The 21,591-nt window shown below is 65.0% G+C and carries 22 protein-coding genes; 11 read left to right on the forward strand and 11 right to left on the reverse strand.

Annotated elements, in window-relative coordinates; all coding sequences use genetic code 11:
• The first annotated feature begins 8 nt into the window (after window positions 1-8).
• Window positions 9-836 (forward strand): META and DUF4377 domain-containing protein, encoded by an 828-nt coding sequence (locus tag Cte04_RS03215; protein WP_066471587.1) that lies wholly within the window; start codon window positions 9-11, stop codon window positions 834-836.
• A 491-nt stretch (window positions 837-1,327) separates the two neighbouring features.
• On the opposite strand, the gene Cte04_RS03220 is transcribed toward Cte04_RS03215, so the two are convergent.
• On the reverse strand, window positions 1,328-1,672 hold the full coding sequence (locus tag Cte04_RS03220) for a MoaF-related domain-containing protein (protein ID WP_245633267.1): 345 nt from the start codon (window positions 1,670-1,672) through the stop codon (window positions 1,328-1,330).
• Window positions 1,673-2,109: 437 nt separating this feature from the next.
• Here Cte04_RS03220 and Cte04_RS03225 point away from each other — a divergent pair, with 437 nt between their 5' ends.
• Both Cte04_RS03225 and Cte04_RS03230 read left to right on the forward strand, forming a co-directional pair.
• Entirely contained in the window at window positions 2,110-3,402 is a 1,293-nt protein-coding gene (locus tag Cte04_RS03225; protein ID WP_174522876.1) for an MFS transporter, read from the forward strand.
• Window positions 3,403-3,558: 156 nt separating this feature from the next.
• Window positions 3,559-4,188, forward strand: coding sequence for a DUF2239 family protein (locus tag Cte04_RS03230; protein ID WP_066471590.1), 630 nt, complete (start codon window positions 3,559-3,561; stop codon window positions 4,186-4,188).
• A gap of 115 nt (window positions 4,189-4,303) precedes the next feature.
• On the opposite strand, the gene Cte04_RS03235 is transcribed toward Cte04_RS03230, so the two are convergent.
• Both Cte04_RS03235 and rarD read right to left on the reverse strand, forming a co-directional pair.
• A complete protein-coding gene (locus tag Cte04_RS03235) occupies window positions 4,304-5,299 on the reverse strand; it encodes a diaminopimelate dehydrogenase (RefSeq protein ID WP_066471598.1) in 996 nt (331 codons plus the stop codon).
• 85 nt (window positions 5,300-5,384) lie between these two features.
• Window positions 5,385-6,284: an EamA family transporter RarD gene (gene rarD, locus Cte04_RS03240; protein WP_066472013.1), complete on the reverse strand. Its 900-nt coding sequence runs from the start codon at window positions 6,282-6,284 to the stop codon at window positions 5,385-5,387.
• Between the two features lie 240 nt (window positions 6,285-6,524).
• On the opposite strand from rarD, the gene Cte04_RS03245 reads away from it, so the two are divergent.
• From Cte04_RS03245 to Cte04_RS03260, 4 genes are all read left to right on the forward strand, one after another.
• Window positions 6,525-7,301: a pseudouridine synthase gene (locus tag Cte04_RS03245; RefSeq protein ID WP_066471600.1), complete on the forward strand. Its 777-nt coding sequence runs from the start codon at window positions 6,525-6,527 to the stop codon at window positions 7,299-7,301.
• A gap of 190 nt (window positions 7,302-7,491) precedes the next feature.
• Window positions 7,492-8,361, forward strand: a complete 870-nt coding sequence (locus Cte04_RS03250) for an NAD(P)-dependent oxidoreductase (protein WP_083526468.1) — start codon at window positions 7,492-7,494, stop codon at window positions 8,359-8,361.
• A 42-nt stretch (window positions 8,362-8,403) separates the two neighbouring features.
• A complete protein-coding gene (locus tag Cte04_RS03255; RefSeq protein ID WP_066471605.1) occupies window positions 8,404-9,387 on the forward strand; it encodes a Bug family tripartite tricarboxylate transporter substrate binding protein in 984 nt (327 codons plus the stop codon).
• A gap of 18 nt (window positions 9,388-9,405) precedes the next feature.
• A complete protein-coding gene (locus Cte04_RS03260; protein WP_066471607.1) occupies window positions 9,406-10,080 on the forward strand; it encodes an RraA family protein in 675 nt (224 codons plus the stop codon).
• A 43-nt stretch (window positions 10,081-10,123) separates the two neighbouring features.
• On the opposite strand, the gene Cte04_RS03265 is transcribed toward Cte04_RS03260, so the two are convergent.
• Window positions 10,124-10,786 (reverse strand): GntR family transcriptional regulator, encoded by a 663-nt coding sequence (locus tag Cte04_RS03265; RefSeq protein ID WP_066471610.1) that lies wholly within the window; start codon window positions 10,784-10,786, stop codon window positions 10,124-10,126.
• A 30-nt stretch (window positions 10,787-10,816) separates the two neighbouring features.
• Window positions 10,817-11,833 (reverse strand): DHH family phosphoesterase, encoded by a 1,017-nt coding sequence (locus Cte04_RS03270; protein WP_066472023.1) that lies wholly within the window; start codon window positions 11,831-11,833, stop codon window positions 10,817-10,819.
• 205 nt (window positions 11,834-12,038) lie between these two features.
• On the opposite strand from Cte04_RS03270, the gene Cte04_RS03275 reads away from it, so the two are divergent.
• Window positions 12,039-13,238 (forward strand): M20 aminoacylase family protein, encoded by a 1,200-nt coding sequence (locus tag Cte04_RS03275; protein ID WP_066471614.1) that lies wholly within the window; start codon window positions 12,039-12,041, stop codon window positions 13,236-13,238.
• A 92-nt stretch (window positions 13,239-13,330) separates the two neighbouring features.
• Here Cte04_RS03275 and ylqF read toward each other — a convergent pair whose 3' ends face one another.
• Complete coding sequence (gene ylqF / locus Cte04_RS03280) at window positions 13,331-14,365, reverse strand: ribosome biogenesis GTPase YlqF (RefSeq protein WP_245633268.1); 1,035 nt, start codon at window positions 14,363-14,365, stop codon at window positions 13,331-13,333.
• 240 nt (window positions 14,366-14,605) lie between these two features.
• Here ylqF and Cte04_RS03285 point away from each other — a divergent pair, with 240 nt between their 5' ends.
• On the forward strand, window positions 14,606-14,845 hold the full coding sequence (locus Cte04_RS03285) for a hypothetical protein (RefSeq protein ID WP_066471617.1): 240 nt from the start codon (window positions 14,606-14,608) through the stop codon (window positions 14,843-14,845).
• Window positions 14,846-14,848: 3 nt separating this feature from the next.
• A complete protein-coding gene (locus Cte04_RS03290) occupies window positions 14,849-15,070 on the forward strand; it encodes an oxidoreductase-like domain-containing protein (RefSeq protein ID WP_066471620.1) in 222 nt (73 codons plus the stop codon).
• A gap of 20 nt (window positions 15,071-15,090) precedes the next feature.
• Here Cte04_RS03290 and Cte04_RS03295 read toward each other — a convergent pair whose 3' ends face one another.
• From Cte04_RS03295 to Cte04_RS03315, 5 genes are all read right to left on the reverse strand, one after another.
• Entirely contained in the window at window positions 15,091-16,701 is a 1,611-nt protein-coding gene (locus tag Cte04_RS03295; protein ID WP_245633269.1) for a methyl-accepting chemotaxis protein, read from the reverse strand.
• 191 nt (window positions 16,702-16,892) lie between these two features.
• Window positions 16,893-18,419: a glutamate--cysteine ligase gene (gene gshA / locus Cte04_RS03300; protein ID WP_066471633.1), complete on the reverse strand. Its 1,527-nt coding sequence runs from the start codon at window positions 18,417-18,419 to the stop codon at window positions 16,893-16,895.
• Between the two features lie 283 nt (window positions 18,420-18,702).
• Complete coding sequence (locus tag Cte04_RS03305) at window positions 18,703-19,185, reverse strand: hypothetical protein (protein WP_066471641.1); 483 nt, start codon at window positions 19,183-19,185, stop codon at window positions 18,703-18,705.
• Between the two features lie 308 nt (window positions 19,186-19,493).
• Window positions 19,494-20,405 (reverse strand): SDR family NAD(P)-dependent oxidoreductase, encoded by a 912-nt coding sequence (locus Cte04_RS03310; protein WP_066471646.1) that lies wholly within the window; start codon window positions 20,403-20,405, stop codon window positions 19,494-19,496.
• Between the two features lie 164 nt (window positions 20,406-20,569).
• On the reverse strand, window positions 20,570-20,737 hold the full coding sequence (locus tag Cte04_RS03315; protein WP_157081799.1) for a hypothetical protein: 168 nt from the start codon (window positions 20,735-20,737) through the stop codon (window positions 20,570-20,572).
• A gap of 469 nt (window positions 20,738-21,206) precedes the next feature.
• Here Cte04_RS03315 and Cte04_RS03320 point away from each other — a divergent pair, with 469 nt between their 5' ends.
• On the forward strand, window positions 21,207-21,518 hold the full coding sequence (locus Cte04_RS03320; protein ID WP_066471649.1) for a 2Fe-2S iron-sulfur cluster-binding protein: 312 nt from the start codon (window positions 21,207-21,209) through the stop codon (window positions 21,516-21,518).
• Window positions 21,519-21,591: the final 73 nt, after the last annotated feature.

Raw genomic sequence — 21,591 nt, forward strand, 5'->3', positions numbered from 1 at the left:
GAACCTCTATGAAACCTCGCTGGACCTGGTGCCTTCCCCTGATTGCTTCCCTGACGCTGGCTGCCTGCGGCACCACGGAAGGTGGCGGCACCCGCAAAGCAGGCCCTAGCGGCCCCGCAGGTGATGCGAAAACACTGACGGCCTACCACTGGAAGCTGCAGCAGGCCTTCACGCCCGCCGGCGGCGAAGACCAGACCTGGTTCCTGACGCCGGGTTCGGGCAAGGCTCCGCTGGAGCTGGACTTTGTCGAGCAGCGCGTCGTCGTCAAGAACCTGTGCAATGTGATGTCCTCCGGTTATTCCATCGAAGGCCAGCGCATCAACATGCAGCGCGCCATGAGCACCCTGCGCGCCTGCAACGACAACCAGCTCATGCAGCTGGAACAGAAGGTCTCGCGCATCCTGCCCCAGGCCAAGCAATGGGCGGTGCAGCTCGGCGTGGGCCAGGAAGCTCCGCGCCTGACGCTGCAATTCATCGACGGCACCAAGTGGCAGCTGGACGGCACGCCCACCTCCGACACCAAGTACGGCAGCGCGCCCGAACGCATCTTCCTGGAAGTCGCGCCCCAGCGCGTGGCCTGCAGCCACGGCGTGATCAAGGACTACCAGTGCCTGAAGGTGCGCGAGATCCGCTATGGCGACAATGGCGTGAAGACCTTCACCGGCCAGTGGGAGAACTTCTACAGCGAGATCGAAGGCTACAAGCATGAGCCCGGAGTGGGCAACGTGCTGCGCATCAACCGCTACAAGCTGCAGAACGTTCCGGCCGATGCCTCCAGCTACGCCTACGTGCTGGACATGGTGGTGGAAAGCGCCATCGAAAAAGGCAAGAAGTAAAGCCTCGACGCCTCGCCTGCCAGAGCCAGTGTCTGCATTGCCTGCAGACGCTGGCTTTTTTCATTCCTGCAGAATGTTTCACGCCCTGCCCTGGCCGGTCGCCAGCAGCCCCGCGGACAACCCCACCCGGCAAACCTCTATAAAAACCCAGTTATGACAACTAGTTGACACTGCATGCAGGCCCGCCACGGGCTTCAAGGCCCCTCTCCCATGGAGCGGCCAGGTTATTCCCAGGGACTGTGGGCCCGCCTGTGGAAAAGTCGCGGAACAACCCCGCAAGACCGCATCGTTGCTGGCTCCGTCTTGGTTGATGAAAAAACAGGCAGCCATCCGGCAGCGTCGGGCCGCCCCAAAATGTTTCACGCCTGCAGGCGGCATTCCTTGGAGGCGGCTGCAAAAAAAACGGTACCTGCAACAGTACCGTCAGAGGAGGAGACACAAACAGACCTCGGCTACCCGCCGCATTCAGCGCGCAGGAACTGTGGCGGCGCTCAGCACAGCCGGAAACGCCCTTCGACAAACATGGAGGAACGATGACCGGTTTCAGAATGGGCATCGGCATAGGACCAGAAAGCCTGGACGGTGCCGCTGGCCGAGTCGATGACCTGGCTCACGGTGAAGCCGTTCTTTTCTATCCAGTTGAGAAAGTGCAGGCTGTCGCTCAGTTGCAGATAGCTGAGCTGCTCGCAGCCCTCGGACACATGGCCCTGCGAATCGACCACGCTCCAACGCATCTGTCCGTTCGGGGTGTACTGCACCTGTGCCCGGCTGTCCGGGAAAAAGATCTCGGCTTTGCGACCCAGCAGGGTGCCCGCGTACTGGATGGACATCAACATGATGGAGACTCCTTCAAAACACCGCACAACACCATCTCGACAAGGGGCTGTAGAGCCTTTTTCAATCTCTGTCTTGCATGTTGGCCCTGTCCCGGACAGGCTTTTGTGGGAGCGCGCCGCATGCCATCGTCGGCAGCGGTTTGCGGCAGCTCGAGGCGCGCGCGCAACCTCCCGCACCTGCGCTGCGATGCCCGCAAAAAAGGGGAAAAAGGCCATGCCGATATCGGCCTTGCGCACCTTCTTTCACCTGCTGCGCCATCGCAGCGACGCATGCGCGGAAGCAGCCCCTGTGCAGAAAGTTCACCAATCAACGATACTTGGCGGCCTGCCTGCCGCCGACCGCTGCAGCCCTCGCCGGCAGGTGGCGGTTCACAGCGATCTACCGCCGCAGGCCTTTCGCATGCCGGCTGGCGGCGCCAGCGACCACGGATTTCACCTTGCCATCTTCAGCCCCATCCTCTTCCAGCGGAGCCTCTTCGGCAGGCGCTGCCGCACCGCTACGCGACAGCGCCTTCATCTCCTTCGTATTGGCCCGCATGCTGGCCATGTTCGCCCAGCAGATGCAGGCCGTGGTCGTGGCCTGGCAGGTATACGACATCACGCGCGAGCCGCTTGCCCTGGCCTATGTGGGCCTGGCCCAGTTCATTCCCATGATGGGTTTGCTCATCCCCGCAGGCGACCTGAGCGACCGCATGAGCCGCAAGCGCCTGCTCACTTTCAGCTGGAGCGTGGCGGCCGTCTGCTCCGCACTGCTGCTGGTGCTGACGCGCAGCGGGGTCCACAACGTGCACTGGATCTATGCCGTGCTGGTGCTGTTCGGCTGCAGCCGGGCCTTCAGCGGCCCGGCCCTGCAAAGCCTGTTGCCGCAGATCGTGGCGCGCGAGCAGCTTGCCAAGGCACTGGCTACCAACAGCATGCTGATGCGCACGGCCTCCATCGCGGCGCCCGTGCTGGGCGGCCTGCTCTATGCCTGGGGCGGCGGAGTGCTCACTTATGCGGTCAGCGGCCTGGCCCTGGCTGCATCGGCGGTGCTGCTGGCAGGCGTCCCCGTGCGCTATGCCGATGCGATCGCGCCGGCCGTGGGGTCCATGTGGCAGCGCTTTTCGGAGGGCGTGCATTTCATCCGCACACGCCCGATCATCCTGGGGACCATCTCGCTGGATCTGTTTGCCGTGCTGCTGGGCGGCGTGGTCGCGTTGCTGCCCGTGTATGCGCACGAGGTGCTCAAGGTCGGCCCCGAGGGTCTGGGCCTGCTGCGCTCGTCCATGGCCATGGGGGAAGTCGGCATGGGCCTGTGGCTGTCGGCCCGGCCCTTCAACCGCCGCGTGGGCAAGGTGATGTTCGGCGCCGTGGCCGTGTTCGGGCTGGCCAATCTGGTCTTTGCGCTATCGCACTGGTTTGCGCTGTCCATGCTGGCACTGGCGGTCGCGGGCGCGGCCGACATGGTGAGCGTGTACATACGCTCGGCCCTGGTGCAGTTCTCCACCCCGGACTCCATGCGCGGCCGCGTGAATGCCGTCAACATGCTGTTCATCGGCTCGTCCAACGAGCTCGGCGAGTTCCGCGCGGGCACCAGCGCCTCCTGGATGGGAGCCGTGCCGGCCGCCATCGTAGGCAGCCTGTGCACGCTGGGCGTGGTCGGCGGCTGGATGGCTTGGTTCAAGCCGCTGCGCGATGTGGACCGGCTGGAGGACGCCGCCGCGGTCAGCGGTGCCAACAGCAACGCCTGATCCGCTTCCCTAGCTTCATCCACTTCCAGCCCGTTGGCGCGCCCATGGGCTTTTTTGCGTCCTTTTCACGCATGCGGCCGGTTTGCGCATCATCCTCTACAAATTTTTACCCGGATTATATTGCGCGCAAATTTATGTCCGGGTAAAATATTGACCATGAACCAAGCCAACCTTTCCACCTATACCAGCTTTGACGGCCATCGGCGCATTGCCGGCGGTCCGCTGCTCGCCAATGTGCTGGCAGCAAAGCAGGCGTATGCCCGCGCCAACGCGGGCTCTGTCTGGATCTTCGACGACGCCACGGGACAGGCCATCGACGTGGACATGCGCGGCAGCGAGGAAGAGGTGACTGCACGGCTCGCGCAACAGCAAGCGCTCCAGGCCACGCCAGATGCCCCTCAGCCCGAAACCGGAGCTGCCGCGGACATGCCCAGGGGCCGCGGACGACCCAGGCTTGGCGTCGTGGCCCGTGAAGTCACGCTGCTGCCACGCCACTGGGAGTGGCTTGCCGCGCAGCCCGGCGGAGCCTCCGTGGCCCTGCGCAAGCTGGTCGAGGATGCCCGGCGCGCCAGCGAAGGGCAGGACAGGCTGCGCCGCGCGCATGAGCGCGCCTACCACTTCATGCAGGCCATTGCCGGGGATTTGCCGGGATTCGAGGAAGCCACGCGCGCGCTGTTCACCCATGATGCGGACCGCTTCCAGGCGCTGCTGGCCGACTGGCCGCAGGATGTGCGCGAGCATGCATTGCGGCTAGGCTTTGGCGACGAAACCCTCCCTCTGCCGTAAAACCACTATCCATAGCACCCAGCGCCTGTGGATACTGGTTCCGGGACAGTTTTTATGCAAAAAGCCCGTCGACATTGCCGACGGGCTTTTTCATGGCCGAGGCGAAAGCGAATGCTTACAGCAGCTCTTCACGCAGTGCGGCGGCGCTCTTGGGCGAGAGCAGGCCCGGCGCCACATCGAACACCGTCTTGCAGCCGGTCTGCCCCATCTGGCGCAGGCGGTGCACGGCGCGTGCATAGGCCACCAGCACGCTGGACGTGAACTCGGGGTTGCTGTCGAGCTGCAGACGGTATTCGACGACCTGCTTGCAGGCGTCGGAAGTATTGCCGCTGCGGATCACGAAACCGCCATGGGGCATGGCGCCGTGCTCGCGCGCCAGCTCCTCGGCACTGATGAAGTGCACCGTGGTGTCGTACTGGTCGAAATAATGCGGCATCCCGACGATGGTCTGGCGCACGGCCTCGGCATCGGCGCCCTCGGCAAGCACCACAAAGCATTCGCGCGTGTGCTTCTCACGCGTGGACAGTTCGGGGCGCACCCCCGAGCGCACCTTGTCCACGGCCGCCTGGACGGGAACGGTGTACTGCACGCCGCCGGCCACGCCGGGCACACGTCGGATCGCGTCCGAATGGCCCTGGCTCAGGCCCTTGCCCCAGAAGGTATAGGTGGCGCCGTCGGGCAGCAGGGCCTCGCCCATCACGCGGTTGATGGAAAACATGCCGGGGTCCCAGCCGGCCGAGATCAGCGCCGTGGTCTGGCCGGCCTGCGCAGCCCTGTCCACATTGGCGAAATGCTCGGGAATGCGGGCATGGGTGTCGAAGCTGTCCACCAGGTTGAAGTGCGCGGCCAGTTCGGGCGCCTGGCGCGGCAGATCGTCCTTGGAGCCGCCGCACAGGATCAGCACGTCGAGCTGGCCCTTGTGCGCCAGCAGGCTGTCCATGGCATGGACGGGCGTACCCGCATGGGAAGGCTTGAGCTGCGAAGGGTCGCGGCGCGTATAGATCCCCGTGAGCACCATGTCAGGATTCCTGGCAATGGCGGCCTCCACGCCACGGCCCAGGTTGCCGTAGCCGATGATGCCGATGCGGATGGGGGATGTCTGCGATTCCATGCGTATGTCTACCTTTTCGTTGTAAAAAACCGGAGTCCGATTATTGGCCCGCCGCAGCCGCCTGCGCGGCCGGCCTGCATGTGCTTCAGTGAGTTCTCTTGGAACGTGCACCCCACAAATGCAAGGCGCCATCGAGCACCAGCATGGCCACGGCCGCGAAGATCAGCGCATGGGCCGGCCACTGCTCGCGCGGCAGGCTCTCGCCCAGCAGCCAGGCCACGGCCACCAGCAGCACCGGCTCCACATAGGACAGCAGGCCGAACAGCCCCATGGGCAGCCAGCGGCTGGCAATCATGTAGAAGGCCAGGGCCACGGCGCTCAGAATGCCCAGCAGCGGCAACAACGCCCACAGGGAAGCATGCTCCGCCACCAGGCCCCAGCTGGACGGCGCGCGCAAGGTGAAGGTAATGGCAACCGGCACCAGCAGCACCATGTCTACCCAGTGGCCGGCCAGCGTGTCGGTATGCATGCGACGGCGCAGCGAGAAATAGGCGGTGTAGCCCAGCGCCACCAGCCAAGTTTCCCAGGACATGCCGCCCGCACGCCACAGCTCCCAGGCCACCCCGATGCCGGCCAGCGTGGCCGCCAGTGCCTGGCCGCGGGTCAGCCGCTCGCCGAACAGCCACCGCCCGACCAGCACCATGACCAGCGGCAGCAGGAAATAGCCCAGCGACACCGGCAGCGCCCGGCCATGCAGCGGCGCCCACATGAACAGCCACAGCTGCACCCCCAGCAGCGCGGCGCTGAGCAGCAGGCAGGCGCCGAAGGCCGGCATCCGGCGCGCCCGCGCCAGCAATGCCCCGACCGCCGGCAACTCCCTGCGCGTGAGCAGCAGCAGCGTGGTGAATGGCAGCGTCATCAGCACGCGCCAGCCAAAGATCTGCTCGCCGTCGAGGGGCACCAGCAACGGAGACAGGTAGTAGATGGCGCCGAACAGTACCGATGCGAGCACGGATACCGCCACGCCTTTGAAGACAAGGGACACGGGAATAACAGAAAAAAGAAAGCGGATGCGCACGTACAAGGGACCCGTTTGCTCCTATCTCCATAGCAAACGCCTTGCGCGCGGAAAACGATATGCGGCAACGGTCGAAGAAAGCACCGCAGCCTGGCATTGTCTGACAGGCACCGCGCCCGCGCCTGTGGCAGCGGCAAAGTCCAGCGACACACCCTCCCTTGGCTTGACGGCTACCATCGGCACCCTCGCACGATCACCGCCTGGCCCATGTCCATTTCGTCCTCTCCGCCTATTGACCCCGCCTCCGAAACCGCGCCGCTGACCGTGCTGTGGCAGGACGAACACATGGTGGCGGTCTACAAGCCTGCGGGCTGGCTGGTGCACCGCACGGGACTGGACGCACAGGAGACCCGCTTTGTCATGCAGGCGCTGCGCGACCAGCTGGGCCGCCATGTCTGGCCCGTGCACCGGCTGGACAAAGGTACCTGCGGCGTGCTGGTAATGGGCCTGCACCGGCAGGCGGCGCAGGCGCTGGCAAAGAGCTTTGCCGGGCATGCCACGCGCAAGGAATATCTGGCCGTGGTGCGCGGCTGGCTGCCCGATACCCTGGAGGTGGACCACCCCCTCAAGCCCGACGATGCGCCGCAGGACGCCGTGGTGCAGGAGGCTCACACCACCTTGCACTGCCTGGCGCGCCTGTCCTGGCCCGAAAGCTATGACGCCCGCCACCCGCAAACCCGCCTGAGCCTGGTGCAGGCGCTGCCGACCACGGGCCGGCGCCACCAGATACGCCGCCACCTCAAGCATGTGGCCCATCCCATCATCGGCGACGCCACGCATGGCAAGGGGCCCCTCAACCGCTGGTGGGCCGAGCGGCTGGGGCAGCAGCGCCTGTGGCTGCATGCCAAGGCGCTGGAAATTCCCCATCCGGCCACGGGCGAACGCATGCGCTTCGAGGCCGACTGGCAGCAACTGCCCCACGTGCCAGACGTGCAGTCCTGGCAGAAGCTCACCGCCTTGCCCGGCTGGATCAGCCTGGCCTGAGCCATGGCCACCGCCGCAAGCGGCTTTTTTTCAACCCTCCCGTGTGCCGGCACAGCCGCATTGCCACGCAGCACATCAATCACACAAATACAAAAATATAATTTAAATGTATTTTTAAGTAGATACCCGATGAAATTTTTTGGATAAATTTCCATAGACTGCACTTGTTTGTACTTAATTTGTATTTTTTATGAAAATCGCGATCCTGGGTGGAGGAATGGTCGGCGCCTGCTACATGCAGGCATTTCTGGATCATGGCCATACGCTGGCAGGGGTCTGCGACCTGCAGCCGACACCGGCGTTGGCCGAGCAGGCGCGGCGCAGCGGCATCGTGCTGCACACGCATATCGGAGACTGGCTCGGCGAGGCTGAACTTGTCATCAGCGCGGTTTTCGGAGCGGTGGCGCTGCCCCTGGCCCGCGATGCCTTTGCCCGGATGCGCAAGGGCGCGCTCTATGTGGATATGACCACCGCGGATCCCTCGGACATGCGTGCCGCAGACGATGCCGCCAGGCAGGCGGGCATCGAGTTCGTCGATGTGGCCATCACCGGCGCGGTGAACCTGGGCATGCGCAAGACACCGCTGCTGCTTGCCGGCGCACAGGCCGAACAGGCCAAAGCACTTTTCGAACCATTCGGCGGGCGTCTCACCGTCGTCGGGGAACGGCCGGGCGACGCCGCATCGCTCAAGCTGCTGCGCAGCATCTATACCAAGGGCATCGAGGCCCTGGCAGTGGAATGCCTGACCACGGCAACCCGGATGGGCCTGACAGAGCCCTTGTTCGATGTGCTCCAGGACATTGACGAGACTCCGCTGCGCCAACTGCTGGAGTCCATGGTCCTTACCCATATTCCGCATTCGGCGCGCCGACGCAACGAAGTCGTGGAGGCCCAGCACCAGATGCGGCAACTGGGCCTGCAGCCCGTTGTTTCGCCCGCGGTGGAGGCCCTGTTCGCCGCAACCGCCCATGCGCAGGCAGCCAACCGGTTTGATGGCGGCAGCGTTCGCGAAGCCCTCCAGTGGCTGGCCGACAACGTAGTCGCATCCAGGGATGCCTGAGTCCCGGGTGTCCGCCCCTATTCCATATTTCAGGAGACAAAAATGAAGACCGACCGTCGCATCCTCGCTGCCAGCTGCCTCATGGTGCTGGCCGCCTGCGTTCTGCCTTCCGCCATGGCACAACCGAACTATCCCCAGCGGCCCATCAGATTCATCGTGCCCTTTCCTGCCGGCGGGGGCACCGATGCCATGACCCGGCTGCTGGCCAACAAACTGACCGAGGACAATGGCTGGACCTTCGTGGTCGAGAACAAGCCCGGCGCCGGAGGCAATCTGGCCCTGGACCAAACCGCCAAGTCCGCCCCTGACGGCCTGACCCTGGTGATGGCGCAAACGGACAATGTGGTCCTCAACCCGCTGCTGTACAGAAAGCTCTCCTATGACCCCGTCAAGGACCTTCGCTCGGTCGGCCTGGTGGCAGCCGGCCCCGCGGTGCTGGTAGTCAAGGCCGACTCGCCCTACAAGACGTTGGCCGACCTGGAAAAGGCCGCCCGCGCCGCTCCCGGCCAACTGACCTTTGCATCTCCCGGCACGGGCACCATCTCGCATGTGATCAGCGAAGCCTGGCAGAAAAGCTCGGGCGTGAAGTTCTCGCACGTCCCCTATCGCGGCATGGCCCAGGCGATGCCCGATCTGCTGGGCGGCCGTGTCGACATGTACATGGGCTCCGTGCCCACGCTGCTGTCGCACATCCAGTCCGGCAAGGTACGTGCGCTGGGCGTCACCAGTGCGGAGCGCTCGGCCATGATCCCCGAGGTTCCCACGTACACGGAATCCGGCATCAAGGGCGTCGAACTGGCAAGCGTCTGGGGAGTGATGGCCCCGGCCAAGACGCCTGACGATATCGTCAACAGGCTCAACGCCGCAATCAACAAGGCCATCAACGACCCGATGACCCGGAAAAAAATCCTGGACACCGGCGCGCAAACGGCAAGCGGCTCGGTGCGGGACATGGAAAAGAAATACGCTGGCGACCGCGCCATGCTGGCACCGATCGTCAAAGAGTCGGGCATGTCGCTCGATTGAGGAAAGGAAGACCACAAAATGATCGGCTGCCAAATCCTCCAGCGCAAACGCGCCGTTGATCTTGCACTCGCAAGGCAGTTCCTGCAGATTCCCGTGGCCAACGTGAGCGATTGCATGTCGCGCATGACGGCGGGCGGGCACAAGATCCGCGCCATGCACGACGGCACCGCCATGGCAGGCCCGGCCCTGACCATCAAATGCCGCCCCGGCGATAACCTGATGCTGCACAAGGCGCTGAAGATCGCCCAGCCCGGCGATGTGATCGTGGTGGATGCAGGTGGCGACCTGACCAATGCCATCACCGGCGAGATCATGGTCGGCGAAGCCAAGCTCAAGGGCTACGCAGGGATGGTGATCAACGGCGCCATCCGCGACAGCGATGTGATCGCACGGGATCACTTCCCTGTGTTCGCCGCTGGCGTGACGCACCGCGGCCCCTACAAGGATGGTCCGGGAGAAATCAACGTGCCGATTGCCATCGACGGCATGGTGATCCATCCCGGCGACTTGGTGATCGGGGATGCGGACGGCATCCTGTGCGTGCCCTACGAACAGGCACAGGAGCTGCTGCAGGCCGCGCGCGAGAAACAGGTGATCGAAGCCCGGATGATCGAGGAAATAGCCAGCGGCACCTACGACCACCAGTGGGTCGACGACACGCTGAAGCGCATCGGCTGCCACATCGAGCGCTGAGAACCGCCCGGCGGCGGAGTCTTCCAATGCTGCCGGCTCGCGCTCATGGCTGCGCAGGAGACTTGGAGATGCGCTCTTTATGCCGGACCATGGACGCCATGATGTGGGTACGCATGGCCTGCTCGGCCAGATTCCGGTCGCGCAGGCCGATGGCCTGATGGATCTGGCGATGGTGCTCCAGGCTGCTGCGCAACTCCTGTTCGCTGTAGAAATAGAACGAGCCCACGATCATGGGAACGTCCAGATAGGTGTTGAGCATCTCCTTGAGCCGACCCGAATGCGACGCATCCAGCACGCAGTGATGGAAGTCGTTGTTGATTTCCTGAATGCGCAGAATCCGCGCTTCAGCGTCCAGGTCGTCGTCGATGGCAGCCTGCATCTTTTCGTTCAGGGCATGCATCGCATCCAGTTCCTGCTGCGATGCGCGCTCGGCGGCAAGGCCGGCGCCATGTGCCTCCAGCATGATTCTCAGCTCGAACACTTCCAGGATGTCCCAGCTTGCCCAGCTGGCAATGACCGGAGTGCGCCCCTTGAGCACCAGCAGCTTCTCATCCACCAGGCGCGACAGGGCAGTCCGTACCGGCGTGCGGCTGACGTTCATCTCCTTTGCCAGATGCTCCTCCCGCATCTTGGTGCCTGGCGCATACTCCCCGGAAATGATCTTTCTCTTGAGTTCAGAATATGCGTGCTCGGATAGGTTGGTCATGGTGCTGGATGCATGTCTGCCTGATTTCGGTCACAGGGCTTTGGGCGTTGCACGCACCCAGTCGCCCTCTTCGTCGAACTGCAGGCTGGGCGCGGCCACGAACGGATAGTCGGCGGCCGGATCGGCCTTGAGCTCGCCCGCAAGCAGCTCGGCCAGGCGCTCGTTGCCCATCTTGAAGCCGCAGGCCTGGGCATGGCCACCGCCGCCAAAGCTTTCGGCCAGCGGGATGCAGTTGAACTCCGAGCGCGAGCGCAGACCCACCTTCACGCCCTTGCGGTTGGCATGCCACATGAAGGCGAAGCTGCCGCTCTGGCGCGACAGCAGGTCGCCCACCTGGCTGTGGAACATGCCGGGGCAGTTGACCATCAGGCCCTGGAAGCCGTTGAAGACCAGCACTTGCGCGCCGTCGGCAATGTCGGCGCACAGCTTCTGGAATTTTTCGTCCATCGCGCCGCCGCGCGCCATGAAGGCCTGCTCCTGCTCGGGCGTGAAGGCCGCGATCTCGGCCCAGCGCTCGAAGCTGCGCGGCTCCATGTCCAGCGCGGCCAGGAAGGGCGCGCTTTCCTTGAATTCCCACTTCCAGATGTCGCGGTCCTCGATGTAGCGGATCAGGCCCGGCACCGGCTTGTCGGGGTGGAAGAACTCCCAGGCCAGGCGCGCGCCCGACTTGTTCATGTCGAAATGCACCACGCCGCAGCGGCACTGGTAGCCCTGCAGCTTTTCGGCCGCGCTCTTGTGGTGGTCCAGCACCACCAGCTTGGACACGCGCGCCTCGACCTGCGCCAGCAGCTCGGGCTCGAACGCGAAATCGAGCACATAGACGGCACGGCCCGCCAGGTCGCCCAGGTCGTCGGCGCTCTGGATCTCGCCATGGTCCAGGCCGCGGAATTCGGCCTGGCCCTCATAGAACAGCCAGGCCGCCAGCGCGGCGCCGAAGCCGTCGGGGCAGCGGCGGCCGTGGAACAGGATCAGTGGCCGGGGGTCGCTGCGCTCGGGACGCACCAGCAGTTGCTGGAACAGGGGAAACTTGGAGTTTTGTGGGGTCATGATGGCCTGCATTGTCGCCGGTTGCGCATGGGCCGGCCCGCGCCATGGCATGCCGCAGCCGAAAGCCCTGCACTTCGGTATCTACCTAAAGCCCCACAGCACGCATACGCCTATGATGGAGGTCTTGCTATTGAAATGCTGCGGTTCACCGGCAGGCCCGCTTGCCAAGACAGTCACAGCGCGCTGGGTGCTCCGCGGCCCCTGTATGCGATCTACACCCGATATCACACCTCACCTCGGTCAGCTGCTCAAATTCCGGCGCGACCTGCATGCCAACCCCGAGTTGCGCTATGAAGAGCGCCGCACCGGCGACAAGGTCGCCGCCTACCTGACCGCCCTGGGCCTGACCGTGCACCGCGGCCTGGGCCAGACCGGCCTCGTGGCCACTATCCACGGCAAGGGCCGCAGCAAGGACAACCCCGGCCGCTGCATCGGCATCCGCGCCGACATGGATGCCCTGCCCGTCACCGAGATCAACAGCTTCGACTACGCCAGCCGCAACCAGGGCTGCATGCATGCCTGCGGCCACGACGGCCACACCACCATGCTGCTGGGCGCGGCCACCCTGCTGGCGCAGCAGCCGGACTTCGACGGTTCGGTGCACCTGATCTTCCAGCCCGGCGAGGAAGGTGGCGCCGGCGCCAAGGCCATGATGGACGACGGCCTGTTCGAGAAATTCCCCTGCGAAGCGGTGTTTGCGCTGCACAACTGGCCTTCGCTCCCCGCGGGCCAGATGGCCGTGCGCGTGGGCCCCATCATGGCCTCCACGCTGCGCTTCCAGATCAAGGTCAGCGGCAAGGGCGGCCACGCAGCCATGCCCCACACCACGCTGGACCCGATTCCCGTGGCCTGCGCCATCGTGACCCAGCTGCAGACCCTGGTCTCGCGCAATACCGATCCGCTGGACTCGGCCGTGCTCACCGTGGGCCAGATCACCGGCGGCACGGTGGAAAACATCATTCCCGATGACGCCATCATTGCCGGCACCGTGCGCACCCTGAAGAAGGAAACGCGCGAAATGTTCATCGAAGGCATGAAGCGCATCAGCCACCATGTGGCCGCCGCCCACCAGTGCACAGCCGAATTCACGCTGCGCCCTGGCGCCTATCCCAACACCACCAACCACGCCAGGGAAGCGCGCTTCATGGCCTCGGTGATGCGCGAAGCGGTCGGCGACGACAACACCTTCGACGATGTGCTGCCGGCCATGACGGCCGAGGACTTCGGCTTCATGCTCGAAGCCGTGCCCGGCGCCTACGGCTGGATCGGCAACGGCCCCGGTGGCAAGGCCGGCGTGAGCCTGCACAACCCGGCCTACGACTTCAACGACGACAACCTGGGTCGCGGCGCGAAGTTCTGGGACCTGCTGGCGCGCCGCTGGTTCGAGCAGCCTGCTCAGGACTGAAGCCGGTCGCCACGCGGCATCCCCGCCCCAAAAAAAGCCCGCATCATGTGCGGGCTTTTTCATGGCAGGCCCTGCGGCACCGGCAGCGGGCTTCAGCGCGGTTTCTTCGGAGCCTTGGCAGCCGCCTGGGGCCTGCCGGCGGCCCTGGCCTGCCCAGCCCGGGCAACGGCGCCTTCTTCGGTCCTGGGCGGCCGGCTCGGGCGCTTGCGCTGTGCCGCGCGCGCGTCCTTCTTGGCCTGGCGCTCGGCATCCTTGAGCCGGCCTTCGGCCAGCCAGGCCTCGAATTCGGCCGGCGTTTCCAGCGTGATGCGGCCTATCGTCGCATCGCGGAAATCGGTGAGCACCAGCTCGGCCGCCTTTTGCAGGTTCACGCGCCCGCCGCTCATCACGGCACCGCGCTTCTTGCCGATCAGGGCCAGCAGCTCGTCGTCGTGCAGCGCCGCAATCTCCGCATCCCCCAGGCCCAGCTTGTAGCGCTGCTCCAGCATGGCCGCATAGTGCTTTTGCAGGTACAGCAGCAGCTCCAGCGCCACCAGCTCCTCGTCGTAGGCGTTGCGGCCCACAGCGCCGCTGGCCGCCAGGTTGAAGCCGCTTTTTTCCACGATGATGCGCGGCCACAGCATGCCGGGCGTGTCCCACAGGTAGAAGTCGTCGGCCAGCACGATGCGCTGTTCGAGCTTGGTCACGCCGGCCTCGTTGCCGGTCTTGGCCTGGCTCTTGCCGCTCATGGAATTGATCAGCGTGGACTTGCCCACGTTGGGCACGCCGCAGATCAGCACGCGCATGGGCTTGGCCATGCCGCCGCGCGACGGCGCCAGCAGCTTGCACTGCTCGATGAGGCGCTTGGTGGGCGCGGGCTCGGAGGCATCGAGCGCGATGGCGCGGGTTTCGCTCTGGGCGTTGTACCAGTCCAGCCAGGCCCTGGTCTGCGCGGCATCGGCCAGATCCTGCTTGTTGAGAATCTTCAGCCGGGGCTTGTGGCCGGTCATCTCCTGCAGCAAGGGATTGGCGCTGGAGCCCGGCAGACGCGCGTCCAGCACCTCGATGACCACATCGATTTCCTTGACGCGCTCCATGATGGCCTGGCGCGTCAGATGCATGTGACCGGGGAACCACTGGATGGCCATGGTGGGTTATCTTTCTTTTATGGATAGGGAATCAGAGGGGCAATGAATGCTTCGCGCGGGTCGAGCGGCAAATGGACACTGCGGACCGGGATGGGATGCAAGGCGCAGCAATCGCTGCAGCTATTGCGAGCATTTGCAACGCGGCAGGCCGCCCGGGGCGCAGATGCACACGGCACGGCGATCCGTGCGGAGCATCCCGAGGATAATCGGCTCCTGCTTTTCTGACCGGCGCGCTCACTTATGCCCCTGCCCTCCGCCCCCCAAAAATCCGGCGCTTCGCGCAAGTCCCGCAACGAAATCCTGATCAAGGGCATGACGATTGCGCTGATCGGGCTGATCATTCTCGTCGCCCCCCTCATCAAGCCCGACAGCGGCATCGGCCAGCTGTTCGCCCAATCCTATCTGGTGGGCTGGTTTGCGCTGGTGCTGGGCCTGGCCTTCATCGCCCAGTTCCTGCTGAGCAAAAAAAGGAAAGACTGAAGAATGGCCGAACTGCAGGCCCCGCTGGAGCAGGCACGGGCGCAGATCGCACTGTGGACGCGACGCGCCGAGGCCGCTGGCGCACGCCTGCGCCAGCCGCCGCCCGAGCCCACGACCTGCTGCGGACGCGGCTGCAACGGCTGCGTGTGGGAAGGCTTCTACGGCGCGCTGCAGTTCTGGTGCGAGGATGCCGAAGCCCAGCTGTCAGGGGCCTGGCAGGATTGACATCCACGGGCGGTTGAGCCTCAGGCAGGCAAGGCCAGCCGGCGATGCGCAGCGCCCGAACCATGCTCCTGCTCCTGCGCCGCGAGCCTGAATCGTGCCGCGCCGCTTTCCAGGCGCTGGGCCTGGCTGAAGAGCTCGTGCGCGGCGGCACTCGATTCCGCCACCAGGCCTGCATTCTGCGTCGTCATGTCGTCCAGCATCTGCACGGCCTGGCTGATCTGTGCAATGCCCTGGTTCTGTGCCTGCGCCGCCTCGGTGATCGAGGCGATCAGGCTGCTGACCTTGTGCACGTCCTGCACGATATGCTCCATGCGCTGGCCGGCCTGCTGCGCCAGGGCCGTGCCCGAGCGCATCTGCTGGCCCGAGCTTTCGATTAGCGCGCGGATCTGCTTGGCCGCGGAAGCGGAGCGCTGGGCCAGTTCGCGCACTTCGGAAGCCACCACGGCAAAGCCCCGCCCCTGCGGGCCGGCGCGCGCGGCCTCCACCGCGGCGTTGAGCGCCAGGATATTGGTCTGGAACGCAATGCCGTCGATCACGCCCACGATGGCCGCCACCTGCTGGCTGCTTTGCGCCATGTGCTGCATGTTGCGCACCACTTCCTGCACCACGGCGCCCCCGCTTTCGGCCGCCGCGGCCGCGCTGCGCGCGCTGCGGTCGGCATGGTGGGCGCTTTCCGCCGAGTGGGTGACCAGCGTCACCATGCTCTCGATGCTGCCGACCGTGGCCTTGAGCTGCTCGGCCGCCTGGGCCGTGCGCTGCGACAGATCGGTGTTGTCCTGTGCCATCTGGCTGGAGGCCGCGGCCACCGCCACCACGCCGCCCTGCACTTCGCCCACCAGGGCCCGCAGGCGCTCGGTCATCTGGGCCAGGGCACGCATGAGTTCGCCCAGCTCATCCTTGCGCCCGCTGCTTTGCGCATAGGACAGGTCGCCGGCCGCAATCGTCTGTGCCAGCTGCACGGCCTGGCTCAGCGGCGCCGTGATGGAGCGGATCGTGGCCAGGGCCAGCAGCGCGCCGGCCAGGCCCATGCACAGGCCCACGGCCACGGCCACGGTCTTGGCCCAGGCACTGCGCCCGCGGCCCTGCTGCTCGGCCTCCTGGCGCTGGCCCTGCTGCAGGGCGATGAAGGCATCCTGGGCTTTCACATAGCGCTGCGCGGCCGGCACCAGCTGTTCGTCCACCAGCTTCTGCGCTTCCCAGGCCTTGCCCAGATCGCGGGCCTGGTAGGCCTGCTCGTAGATGGCCAGAACGGTCTTCCGTTCCTTTTCCACGCCGGCCAGTCCCTGCTGGTCGGCCTGGCTCTGGGCGCCGGCCTGCACCTGCTGCTGCAGGTCCTGGGCCCGGGCCATCAACGTCCTGGCCTTTTGCGACAGCTGGGTGATCAGATGCTCCTCGGAAGAAAGCACGCTGGCCAGTGCCGCCTCCACGCTCTGCAGCGTCAGCGCCTGCCAGCGCAGCGCCAGGTTGATGCGCTTGTCGGTGGCCTGCACCGTCGCGCTGACCTGCTGCTCCACGCTCTGCAGATGCGCGAGCAGACCGCCGGCCACCAGCACGCAGCTCAGCAGCAGGCCAAGAAAAAGCACCCACATCTTGCGGGCGACGGAAAGATTCTGGAATCGGAATAGGGACACGTTGCACCAACCTGCGCCGCCGGACCTGCGCCGGCCCCGGACCATTCCCGGCCGGCCGCCCACGGCGGCTGATGTAACGATATGCAACTTAAATGTCATCTACATGACAAAACCTTCCGACTGCTGGCAAAGCTGGATGAAAAAAAGCGCCTGCTGCAAGCTGCAGGCGCCTTGCTCCACAGAAGCCGACGTCAGCGCAGGCTCTCGGGGTCCATGTAGCGGAGCCGCCATTCCTCGAAGGACAGCGTATCGGCCGCCTCGATGCGCGCCTGCTCGGCCACGGATTCGGCCGTCAGCTGCTCGTAGCGCTGCTGCTGCTGCGCCGTCCAGGGCAGGGCCAACAATGCATCGCGGGCCTGGGCGGATTGCGCGGTCATGAAGTCGATGTAGCGGTTGCCGTAGCGGCCGGTCAGCTCCTGCAGCAGATGGGCAGAAGGCGTGGTTGCGCGGCCTTCGACACGCGCCAGCGCCTGCTCCAGCGCCGCGCTGTAGTCGCTGCAGGCATGGGCCGCATCCAGCGCCTGGGCATAGGGGCGGCACTGCTGCAGCACTTCCAGAGCCCATTCGGTCAGCAGCACCTGCCGGCCATTGCGCGTCAGCATCAGGCCGGGCTCGCGGCCCTGCTCGGCCGTCAGGTGCTGGTTGCGCTTGAGATCGCAGATCTCCTGGGGCGTGTCGGGCGGGCTGTCGCTGTAGAGGCAGTGCAGCAGGAAGACGTCGAGCATGCGCATGGTGGCCGGCGCAATGCCCACGGTCTCGAACGGATCGATGTCCATGAGCCGCACTTCCACATACTCCACGCCGCGCTCGCGCAGTGCGTGCAGCGGGCGTTCGCCACTTTTCACGGTGCGCTTGGGGCGGATGGTGCCGTAGAACTCGTTCTCGATCTGCAGCAGCCCGGTGCCCAGCTGGTTGTAGTCGCCGCCGGGGTTGCGCACGCCCAGCTGCTCATAGGGCGGATAGGGGCGCACCAGCGCGTCGTGCAGCGAATCGGCATAGCCGTCCAGCCCGTTGTAGCTCACGTTGATGCTGGCCTGGGCATCGCTCTGGTAGCCCAGGCGCCCCATGCGCAGCGAGGTGGCATAAGGCAGGTACAGCGCATCCTTGCCGTCGCCCAGCGGCTGCAGGCGGTGCTCGCGGCCTTCGACGAAGCAGGGGCACAGCGCCGGCGATGCGCCGTACAGGTACAGCAGCACAAAGGCATGGCGGCGGAAATTGCGGATCAGCGCAAAGTATTCGTCGCTGCTCACGCCGGGCAGCGACCAGTTGTAGTGGATGCCCGAGATCGTCTGCATGCGCCGGCCGTAGCGGTGGCCCAGGCCCATGCGGTACACGCTCTTGGAGCGGCCCGAGTGCGAGGAGCCGTAGCGGCCCAGCGGAATCGTCTCGTCGATGGGCAGGCGGCAGGGCATGCTCGCGTTCCACATCAGCTCGCCGCTTTCGCTGAGATTGCGCAGCACGAACTGATGGACCTCGGTCAGCTCGTCCAGGCACTCCTGCACGCCCAGGCGTGCGCCCGTGATGAGCTCCAGCTGCGACTCGCTGTAATCCGTGGTGATGTGCGGATGGGTCAGCGCCGACCCCAGCACTTCAGGGTGGGGAGTCAGGGCCAGCGAGCCCGTGGGCAGCACCCGCAATCCCTCTTTCTCAATGCCACGACGGATGCCCAGCAGCCTGTCGGTGCTCGGCATGGTCACGGCGGTCTGCGATGTCTTCATTCTTGTTTACCGTTTGTGGGTGAAGACGCTGATGACAAACCCTGTCTGCCAGACCGCGCCCAGACGGCGAATGATAGAGAAATGAGGCGGGCCGCGATGGAGGCCGGCCGTTTAACCTCGCATTTCGGCCTGCCGCAATGCGCCAGACGCAAGACAGCGCAAGCAAAATGTCAGATTTGGCAGGCGCTGGTGCCTGAGCCACTGCCCACTTTGCGGCCGCAAAAGGCTTTCGGTGCAGGGATTTTTGCATTGGTGCTAGCGACCGCCCCAAGCCCCGGGGCAATCACTGGTAGCAGACATGGGCCGCCTGGTACACATAGCATTTGTCCAGCAGCTTCTCGGCGTTTTCGGTGATGGTGATGCGCTCGCCGTCGGGGCGGTAGAGCGACACATGGCGGAATGCGGCCTCGCGCGAGGTGCTCGGCGCGTCGCGCGAGACCTTCCACTCCTCCTGCGTCTCGCCTTCCGGCAGGTCCAGCACCACGGTGATGGTCTGGGTCTCGTCGGCCAGCTTGATGCACTTGCCCTGGTCCACGCTGGAGACCGCGCCGGCCGGCACGGCCAGGCCGAACGGGCATTCCTCCAGGCCGCGCACGGCCACGGCTTCGCCGCCCACCTTGATTTCGAAACCGTTGCGGAAATAAATGGTGGGTTCCTTGGCAGCTGCCTGAGGCAGCGGGGCCCCGGCCTGGGGCGGGTTGGCGGACGGGTTGCAGCCCGACAGGACGGCAAGGGAGAGCAGCGCGAGAGCGGAAAGACGTTTCATGCAGAAAAACGGCCATGCCCTATGCATGGCCGGGAACCAGAGGCCATGGGACTGGCCGGGGACGGAAATCGGAGGGACAAGGCAAGGCCCGGGCACGCTGCGCCCCTGGACGGGCATCGGCATGCATGGGCCTTGGCGGGTGCGCATCATGCGCCGGAAACCGCCGCCTGCTGGCGATGTTCAGGTTGTTACTGTTTCACCAAAGCCGCATGGAGCCTGCGTGCACCGGCCGCCCGGATGCAACAAAGCCCTGGCGGGACTGGAATCCTTGCCAGGGCTTTGAAGCGGCGGCGGCAGGCCGCGGAGGCTCAATGGCCGTGCGCAGCCATGGCCTTGCCCACTTCCACCTGGCCCTGTACCGAGCCGCTGCCCGGCACCTGCTGGCCTTCGCTGGCCGTGACTTCGGCCAGGCGCTCGGCCAGTGCCTCGGGTACGTCGTCGCCGATGCCCAGGTACAGGCCCTGCGTCAGCGTGATGTGCGCGGCCTCGAAGCCACCGGCGCCCGCGCACAAAATGGTACGCGTGGGCGCGCCCTCATGGGCTAGCACCAGCATGGCGGGCACCACGGCTTCGGGCCTGAGCGCTTCCAGCACGGGCTCGGGCAGCAGGCCCTCTGTCATGCGCGTGGCCGCAGTGGGCGCCAGCGCGTTGACGCGGATGCCGTGCTTGGCGCCCTCGATGGCCAGGGTCTGCATCAGCCCCACCTGGGCCAGCTTGGCCGCGCCGTAGTTGGCCTGGCCGAAGTTGCCGTACAGGCCCGTGGACGAGGTCGTCATCACGATGCGGCCGTAGTTCTGCGCCTGCATGTGCGGCCACACGGCCTTGCAGCAGTTGGCGGCGCCCATCAGATGCACGTCCACCACCAGGCGGAAGTCGGCCAGGTCCATCTTGGCAAAGCTCTTGTCGCGCAGGATGCCTGCGTTGTTGACCAGGATGTCCACGCGGCCCCAGGCATCGATGGCCTGCTGCACCATGGCCTGCACGGCCTCGAAGTCCGTGACCGAGGCCGCATTCGCAATGGCCTCGCCGCCTGCCGCGCGGATCTCGTCCACCACCTTCTGCGCCGCGGTGGCCGAGCCGCCCGAGCCATCGACCGCGCCGCCCAGGTCGTTGACCACCACCTTGGCGCCGCGCCGCGCCAGGGCCAGCGCATGCAGGCGCCCCAGGCCGCCACCTGCACCAGTCACGATGGCCACACGGCCTTGAAAATCCACTGCCATATTTCTTGCTCCTTGCATCAACGCCCTTTCTGCCAGGGCCTGGCAGCAATGTAGCGGCAGCTTGCTGCACTGCAGCGTTACCGATGCGACTGCGGACACCTCGAATCGGGTTATCCATTAGGCACAACCGTTTTTGCTATCAATTAAGAAGCATATGGCACAGGTCATACATAAATTTCAAAACCAATCAACATCAGGATAATTGATAAGCCTGCGTCATTAGCTTCTTTTTCAATAGCATGCCTCAACCCGGCAACCACTTCGGGCTTTTCCCCAATGGGGCGCAACAAGCCTGTGGAAAAGCCTGAATAGCCTTTGCAATAATCCAGCAAGTCGTTGATTTTTCAATGAAAAATCAAAATGCACAAAATTTGGGCAAATCGTTGCGTCGCCATTCCGACTTATCCCGCATTGGCCTGAACAATGGTGTGAACAAATACACCTGCACGCTGGATAACCATGCCAAGCCCTTGATTTCATTGACTCCATCGACTATTGCTGAAATTCCAGGCACGGCCCTCCGGCCGGTCGCCACAGCCTCACCCGCAAGGCCATGGCCCGGAATTACCCCCACAAATGCGGGACAAGCATGTGGACAAGCCCTAAAAATCCTCGCAAAGATGATGCAAGTCCTTGATTCACAATGTGATTGCAGCAGCCGCTTAAAAATGAGGCAGCCCTGTACCTCCCTGGCAGGGGCAGACATGGTGCAAAACACGGTAAAAAGGCGGATTGGCTCCGCGCAGCCGCAGCCTGTCCCGCCGTCTTTTGCGCTTTTGCGCCGTTCGCGTTTTCCGCGCCATGTCCAGCGACTCTTCCGATCTCTCGCCCTTTGCCCCGCCCTTTTTCATCGCCCGATGCACGCCCAGCGAACAGCAGGTGGACGCCTGGACCGACCAGTCCCTGCTCGACTCCCTGGAAGGCGGCGGCGTGAAATGGCCCAGCTCCTGCCGCAATGGCACCTGCCGCACCTGCCTGGGCCAGTTGGTCGCGGGCCAGGTGCACTACAAAATCGAATGGCCGGGGCTGAGCGCCGAGGAAAAGGCCGACGGCTATGTGCTGCCCTGCTGCGCCTATCCCGACAGCGACGTGGTGCTCAGAGATCCCTCCTGAGGCGCTGTGCGCCTTCCCCTAGGAGCGACGTGCAACGGGGCGCCGACCTCGGCCTGCCCCCCCCCCCCCCCCC

Origin of the sequence: Comamonas terrae (genome assembly GCF_001544075.1) — a bacterium.
Taxonomy (GTDB): domain Bacteria; phylum Pseudomonadota; class Gammaproteobacteria; order Burkholderiales; family Burkholderiaceae_C; genus Comamonas; species Comamonas terrae.

Coding starts and splice junctions, on each gene's coding strand:
- Cte04_RS03245 (WP_066471600.1), top strand. CDS start 6,525: ATGTCCATTTCGTCCTCTCCGCCTATTGACCCCGCCTCCGAAACCGCG.
- Cte04_RS03260 (WP_066471607.1), top strand. CDS start 9,406: ATGATCGGCTGCCAAATCCTCCAGCGCAAACGCGCCGTTGATCTTGCA.
- Cte04_RS03230 (WP_066471590.1), top strand. CDS start 3,559: ATGAACCAAGCCAACCTTTCCACCTATACCAGCTTTGACGGCCATCGG.
- ylqF (WP_245633268.1), bottom strand. CDS start 14,365: ATGGCCATCCAGTGGTTCCCCGGTCACATGCATCTGACGCGCCAGGCC.
- Cte04_RS03265 (WP_066471610.1), bottom strand. CDS start 10,786: ATGACCAACCTATCCGAGCACGCATATTCTGAACTCAAGAGAAAGATC.
- Cte04_RS03320 (WP_066471649.1), top strand. CDS start 21,207: ATGTCCAGCGACTCTTCCGATCTCTCGCCCTTTGCCCCGCCCTTTTTC.
- Cte04_RS03310 (WP_066471646.1), bottom strand. CDS start 20,405: ATGGCAGTGGATTTTCAAGGCCGTGTGGCCATCGTGACTGGTGCAGGT.
- Cte04_RS03255 (WP_066471605.1), top strand. CDS start 8,404: ATGAAGACCGACCGTCGCATCCTCGCTGCCAGCTGCCTCATGGTGCTG.
- Cte04_RS03270 (WP_066472023.1), bottom strand. CDS start 11,833: ATGACCCCACAAAACTCCAAGTTTCCCCTGTTCCAGCAACTGCTGGTG.
- Cte04_RS03285 (WP_066471617.1), top strand. CDS start 14,606: ATGCCCCTGCCCTCCGCCCCCCAAAAATCCGGCGCTTCGCGCAAGTCC.
- Cte04_RS03305 (WP_066471641.1), bottom strand. CDS start 19,185: ATGAAACGTCTTTCCGCTCTCGCGCTGCTCTCCCTTGCCGTCCTGTCG.
- gshA (WP_066471633.1), bottom strand. CDS start 18,419: ATGAAGACATCGCAGACCGCCGTGACCATGCCGAGCACCGACAGGCTG.
- Cte04_RS03220 (WP_245633267.1), bottom strand. CDS start 1,672: ATGTTGATGTCCATCCAGTACGCGGGCACCCTGCTGGGTCGCAAAGCC.
- Cte04_RS03215 (WP_066471587.1), top strand. CDS start 9: ATGAAACCTCGCTGGACCTGGTGCCTTCCCCTGATTGCTTCCCTGACG.
- Cte04_RS03275 (WP_066471614.1), top strand. CDS start 12,039: ATGCGATCTACACCCGATATCACACCTCACCTCGGTCAGCTGCTCAAA.
- Cte04_RS03235 (WP_066471598.1), bottom strand. CDS start 5,299: ATGGAATCGCAGACATCCCCCATCCGCATCGGCATCATCGGCTACGGC.
- Cte04_RS03250 (WP_083526468.1), top strand. CDS start 7,492: ATGAAAATCGCGATCCTGGGTGGAGGAATGGTCGGCGCCTGCTACATG.
- Cte04_RS03290 (WP_066471620.1), top strand. CDS start 14,849: ATGGCCGAACTGCAGGCCCCGCTGGAGCAGGCACGGGCGCAGATCGCA.